Genomic DNA, 6,033 nt, shown 5'->3' with positions numbered 1-6,033 from the left:
TTAAGAGCCGCTGCTTGAGCGGCCCCCACCAAGAGAATCGTTGATTGAACATGAGACTTGCCAGTGGCTCAAACTCACCGGGCGCACAATTTTTTTCCTTCAAACTGGTTTTAAAACACTGCCTAGTGGTCGGGCCGTTTTATCTCTCACGGGCACTGGGTCTCGATGCAGCCGTGGTGGGCATGGTGATGTCCGTCGGGCCGCTGGTCGCAGCGCTGACGGGGGTGCCCGCTGGTCGCATCGTGGACAGGTTTGGAACCCAACGGATGACCCTCGTCGGGCTCATCGGCATGACGGGTGGTTGTTTGATTCAATCCTTGCTTCCCATGGCGGCTGGAATTGGCGGTTACATCACGGCCATCAGCATCATCACTGCAGGATACGCCTTGTTTCAAACGGCCAACAACACGGCCGTCATGAGCACGATCCCTCCGGAGAATCGAGGAGTCATTTCCGGCATGCTCAATCTGTCGCGCAATTTGGGGCTCATCACCGGGGCCTCTGTCATGGGCGCGCTGTTCGCCTTTGCAGCGGGAAGCATTCACCTCACGCAGGTGCCACCCGCAGACGTTGCTGCGGGCATGCAATTCACCTTCGTCGTTGCGGCAGGCCTGACCATCCTCTCACTCGCCATCGCTATTGGCAGCCGAATCACCGCAAGACGCGCCAAGGGTTCAGAAAGCTGAGGGCAGCGAAGGGACCAAGAGGATGCCACTTGCCTTCCAATCATCTCCCAAAAATATCGGCCTCTGCGACCCTCCTCACATCAAGCTCCATGGCCTGACGAGTTTGCTACCTGCGCCAGACCCTTCAATATTTCCCACTCACCAGACGGCGGTTCCGCATGATCAGAAAGAGACCGCTCGCGGCAATGATCAAGACGGCGCTGCCAGGCTCGGGAATGGCAGCGGTGTAGCCTTCATAGGCGTAGGCCATGGTGCTGTTGCTGTCCGGAAGATGCACTTCAGCAGAGGTGGTCAGGTTGTTCGCCACCACAAGTCCGTCGATGTTTGAGGAGGTCGTGATGGAGGCAAAGGGGGCCAGGATAGCGCCGTTGAAGTTGTGAGCATTGAAGTTGATGGCGGTGGCCTGGTAGAAGTTCCACAGGATGTGCCCCTGCCAGTAGTTGCTGTTGAAGTTGCCCACCATGTTGCCGTTGGTCCAGTTCACCGAGGTACCGCTCACATTGATGATGATGTTGAAGGTATTGGCATCCACATTCAGATCGAATTGCTGGCCATTGGGATTGTCAAAAATGGAGGCAGCAGTCACAGCGAAGACCGCCACACCGTCGGCACCTGCCGTGGCATTGAACGTCGTGGGGCCGGGGGAGCCTGAAGGCAGGGTAACGGTGCTGTCCACCAGCATGGTGCTGAGGGCCTGTGACTCCGCGATGGAGTAACCCCGAATCTGATTCAGCGACGCATCAATGCTGTGGTCTGCCACCACGGAGCCACCGCCGTTGAAGTTGATGGCGCGACCATTGGTGCTGCCGTCAATGTAGAGGCTGCCGCGCTGCAAATTTAGCGGGTTGCCACTGACGAGATTGTTCCCCACCACGAATGAGCGGTCGCTGGACGGCACCGTGTTTTTGAGGTGGATGCCCAGATTGGCAGAATTCATTCCCGTGAAGTCATTGCCCACAAACGTCCGTCCCTCGATGTCAGAGGTGGTATAGAGGTTGTTAAAGATTATCGCGTTGTAGTTCCGGTAATCCAGACTCTGAGCTTGAACCGAAACCCCTGCCAGCGCAACAACGAGGAGGCTAACGATTGAGGCCGTGTGACGATAGATATTTTTCATACAATTCACAAATGAATCACAAGGATGATAATTTGTGATGATGCGATAGTAGTAATAAGTAATATCCTTCGGCAATCAACCGCATTTTGATAATTTTTTCATATTTGAATATTAAATATGATAATTTATTACAATACAAGAGCACTAAAGAATCATTTACCTCCAAATGGAGGTAGCGGCCCACCTCAAAGTCTGGAGGAGAATCACCTAGATACCCTTGGTTCGGGGGCAGTGATTGAAGGCAGAGCGGGTGGGATCAGGAGGCCCATCCCCTGTTCAAATCATCCCACGAAACTCAGCCTCGCTCACGATCTTGACGCCGAGTTTTGTGGCTTTGTCGAGTTTGCTGCCGGCGTCTTCACCCGCTAGGAGATAGGTTGTTTTGCCGCTGACGCTGCCGCTGACTTTGCCGCCGTTGGCGCGGATGGTGTCGGCGATGGTTTCGCGGTCTTCGCTCAAGGTGCCGGTGATGACCCAGGTGGTGCCGTTGAGTTTTTCGGAGGCGGCGGTGACGGTCTTTTGAGTGAAGTTAAGACCTGCGGCGCGCAGGCGGTTGAGGAGGGTGACGTTGTGCTCCTCGCGGAACCAGGCGTGAATGCTCGGCGCGACGATGGCACCGATGTCGGGGCATTGGGTGAGGTCTTCCACGCTGGCATTGGCGACAGCGTCGATGCTGCTGAAGTGTTCGATGAGCTTGCGAGCGCCACCGGCGCCGACATGCAGGATGCCGAGGCCGAAGACGAGCCGCCAGGGGTCCTGCTGTTTGCTGGAGGCGATGGCTTTGAGGTAGTTGTCGATGCTCTTGGTGCCGACACGTTCGAGGCGGGCGAGCGAGAGTTCATTGAGGTCGTAAAGATCGGCGACGTCTTTGACGAGCTTGAGCTCGACCAACTGAGCGATGACGGATTCGCCGAGGCCGCTGATGTCCATGGCACCACGGCTGACGAAGTGCTCGATGCGGCGTTTGACGACTTCGGGGCAGTGCGGATTGGGGCAGCGGATGACGACCTGCTCTTCATCGCGATGCACGGCGGTGCCGCAGACGGGGCAGTGCGTGGGCACGGGCACTGCGGTTTCAGTTCCACTCCGCAGCTCCTTTTTCACGGAGACGACGGCGGGGATGATCTCACCGGCTTTTTCGATGATGACGGTGTCGCCGACGCGGATGTCCTTGCGCTCGATCTCCTCGTAGTTGTGCAGGGTGGCGTTGCTGACGGTGCTGCCGCTGACGAGGACGGGCTCCAGGCGAGCCACGGGTGTGAGAGCGCCGGTGCGTCCCACCTGGATGTCGATGGCGGTGATTTTGGTTTCCGCCTGCTCGGGCTGGTATTTGTAAGCGATGGCCCAGCGCGGTGCTTTGCTGGTGGCCCCGAGTTCGCGCTGATCGGCGAAGCTGTTTACTTTGATCACAGCACCATCGGTTTCGTAGGGCAGTGATTTGCGTTTTTCATCGAGCTCACGAATCGCGTGCAGCAAACCTTCGGCGCTGTCAGCATGCCAGATGAGATCGGCTTTGCGCAGTCCGGCGGCATCAAGCAGTGCATAGACGTCTGTCTGCGAGTCCACCGCGCTGGCTTCGACTAGGCCGTAAAAGACAATGTCGAGCGGCCGCTTCGCGACGATCTTTGGGTCCAGCAGCTTCAAGGTGCCAGCGGTGGAGTTGCGGGGGTTGGCAAACAGGGCCTCGCCGGCTTCTTCGCGTTCCTGATTGAGTTTGGCAAAGCCTGCCTTGGGCATGAAGACCTCGCCACGCACTTCGAAACTCTGCGGGCCGTCTTTGGGGAGTCGCAGCGGCAGGCGTCCGATGGTTTTGAGGTTGTTGGTCACGTCATCACCGGTCTGTCCATCGCCACGTGTCGCACCGTATTTCAGGATGCCGTTTTCGTAGCGAATGGTGATGGCGACGCCGTCCACCTTGGGCTCGATGACGCAGTCCACTTTCTCGCGCCCGAGGCCTTTCTGCACGCGGGCGAAGAAGGCGCTGAGCTCCTCCTCCGAATAGGTGTTGTCCAAGCTCATCATGCGCACGGTGTGCGTGATCTGCGTGAAGCCTTCGAGGGGCGCGCCACCGACGCGCTGAGTAGGGGAATCAGACGTCTGCAGATCGGGAAACTTCGCCTCGATGTCCTGGAGTTCGCGCAGGAGGGCATCGAACTGCTGATCGCTGATTTCCGGGCGAGCCTCGACGTAGTAGAGGCGGTTGTGGCGGTGAAGTTCGGCGCTGAGAAAGGCGGCGCGGCTGGCGGCTTCGGCGTGGGTCATGGTATCGCTTTGAATACCTGCAAAGCGGCGCAGGGAAACGAAAAAACGATCAGAGAGAGTGCGTGAGCTTTGGGCTGGCGCAGAGAGGGGGATGCTGAGCCCTATGAGTGGTTCCAGCGTGTGTGACTGCCCAGAAGCCGCACTCGGAGAGTGCGGACCACATCACTGGCATCTCAAGGCACCTTGCAGACATAGCGTCAGCGTATGCCTGAGAATCCTTTTCACTCCGGCTGCGCCACCCATGGGGTGTCGCGCATGAGGTATTTCATGAGGATGGTGGCTCCGAGCATCACCATAGCTTCAAGGGCGAGGAAGATGGTGAAATAGCCGATGTGCCACATCCAGCTTGAGAGACCGCCGATGATGCCGGCGGCGGCCATGGAAGCGGCCATCATGAGGCAGCCTGCGCTGGTGTTCTTGACGTCTTCGGATGGTTTTGAAAATGGCAGCCACTGGCCCATGAGACCGGTCAAGAGGGAGAAGGTGGGCAGAAACATCAAGGCAGGCAGGCTGAGCACCAGTGGTGTCCATGAGCGCTGCAGGCCGCAGAGGAGGGCGGTTTGCAGGATGAGCACGGGGAAGCTCAGCCAGCAGAGCACGGCCTTGCGTGAGCCATGAAACAGCGGCGTCCAGTGCCGCAGCGGTGCGACATGGAAAAAGGCGGCGGCACGCCAGTGCTCCGAGCAGCCGAGGAACATCATGGCCTGCAGCGAAATCATGCCGAGAAAGCAGGTGGCAAAGCCCTGCATCATCATCGCAGTCTCTGCTCCGCCCTTCACCCCGGAAAACAGCATCACCAGCGGCATGATGAGCATGGGTGCGATGCCGGGATAGAGCCGCAGCTTGATTTCCCGGTCGCGAAACAGGTAGGCCGTGGTGAGCTTGAAGGACTCGCGCTCCACCGGATCCCGCAGCCACCAGCGCAGCAGCGGAAGTTTGACGATGGCCGCCAGCCAGACGCCGCGTGGCTTGGTGCGCTCTTTGGTAGCGCCGGCGGACTCGTTTAAATTCATCAGCCCCTGGCCGTAGGCGCTGCCGAGCTTTTCCAGCGCCAGCCAGCTTGTCAGCGCCGTCACGGCGACTGCGAGTCCGGCAGGCAGCCACATGGTGGAAGTATTGAGCGTGGTGCCGCTGAGCAATGCATCCAGCGCACCGAACCAGATCGGCGGCAGCGCCAGCATCCAGCCGGTGATGTGGTCGAAATTCCTGAATGCCTCCAACTGCATTACCCGAGGCATGATCTGCCCGCCCAAGATCATCACGACCGTGAGGAGTGATTGCACGGTGGCGAGCAAATTGTCCAGACGCTCACGCCCGAACCATTTGAGGCAGGCGTTGTACACCAGCACGATGCTGGCGGCGGAGAACAGCATGAGCAGGGCGGTGGAAAACAGATGCGCAGGAATGAAGCGCCACGTCCCGCCTTTGCTCAATGGGCCGGCGACGAGTCCGGCGAGATTCAGCGCCAGGGCCAGCACGAAGGCAAAGCCCGCGAGCACAGCGCACTTGGCGCGCAGCATCTGCTGTGGAGTCACGGGGCGGTGCAGCAGGATCTCCGCCTCTTCTTTCATGAAGAGCATGGTACCCGCGCTGGAGGCCAGTGTGAGCGAGGCAAACATCAGCGTGAAGCCATGCAGCGTGCAGGCAAAAACAAAGGTGTCCGTGAACTTTGAGAGCAGCGCGGGCATGAGGCCGACGAGGGCGTAAATGAACAGGGTCAGGCCGAGGCCCATCTGCCGCCGCGTTTTCTGCATGCCTGCCTGCTGCGCTGCACGGCCACGGAACAGCAGCTTCCAGAACAGGCTACGAAGCACCTTCGCGGGCGAGGGGGGGCGGCGGCCATGAGTGTGCGGCATGTTTTCGGCGGCGGTGCTCATGACAGCATGCTTTTGGCAAAGGTCTCGGCGCGTGCCTCCAGACCACTGAGGCCGGTGAGCCGGGTGAAGAGCTGCTCCAGCGTGTCCGCCC

General features: G+C 59.1%; 4 protein-coding genes. 1 reads left to right on the top strand and 3 read right to left on the bottom strand.

Annotation, left to right across the window (positions count from 1 at the left end; genetic code table 11):
* The first annotated feature begins 50 nt into the window (after positions 1-50).
* Positions 51-686, top strand: a complete 636-nt coding sequence (locus tag WAW39_RS21125) for an MFS transporter (protein ID WP_422321144.1) — start codon at positions 51-53, stop codon at positions 684-686.
* A gap of 124 nt (positions 687-810) precedes the next feature.
* On the opposite strand, the gene WAW39_RS21120 is transcribed toward WAW39_RS21125, so the two are convergent.
* From WAW39_RS21120 to WAW39_RS21110, 3 genes are all read right to left on the bottom strand, one after another.
* Positions 811-1,803 carry a choice-of-anchor A family protein gene (locus WAW39_RS21120; protein WP_422321143.1) on the bottom strand — a complete coding sequence of 331 codons (993 nt, stop codon included), beginning with the start codon at positions 1,801-1,803 and terminating at the stop codon, positions 811-813.
* Between the two features lie 276 nt (positions 1,804-2,079).
* Positions 2,080-4,065, bottom strand: a complete 1,986-nt coding sequence (gene ligA, locus WAW39_RS21115) for an NAD-dependent DNA ligase LigA (protein WP_422321142.1) — start codon at positions 4,063-4,065, stop codon at positions 2,080-2,082.
* 221 nt (positions 4,066-4,286) lie between these two features.
* Positions 4,287-5,942, bottom strand: a complete 1,656-nt coding sequence (locus WAW39_RS21110) for a hypothetical protein (RefSeq protein ID WP_422321141.1) — start codon at positions 5,940-5,942, stop codon at positions 4,287-4,289.
* Between the last annotated feature and the right edge of the window lie 91 nt (positions 5,943-6,033).

Origin of the sequence: Prosthecobacter sp., from assembly GCF_049294395.1 — a bacterium.
Classification (GTDB): Bacteria; Verrucomicrobiota; Verrucomicrobiia; order Verrucomicrobiales; family Verrucomicrobiaceae; genus Prosthecobacter.
This window is presented reverse-complemented; position numbering and strand designations above follow the sequence as displayed.

What these genes read in the sequence shown, in the direction of transcription:
- WAW39_RS21120 (WP_422321143.1), bottom strand. Translation starts at nt 1,803, where the DNA reads ATGAAAAATATCTATCGTCACACGGCCTCAATCGTTAGCCTCCTCGTT.
- WAW39_RS21125 (WP_422321144.1), top strand. Translation starts at nt 51, where the DNA reads ATGAGACTTGCCAGTGGCTCAAACTCACCGGGCGCACAATTTTTTTCC.
- WAW39_RS21110 (WP_422321141.1), bottom strand. Translation starts at nt 5,942, where the DNA reads ATGAGCACCGCCGCCGAAAACATGCCGCACACTCATGGCCGCCGCCCC.
- ligA (WP_422321142.1), bottom strand. Translation starts at nt 4,065, where the DNA reads ATGACCCACGCCGAAGCCGCCAGCCGCGCCGCCTTTCTCAGCGCCGAA.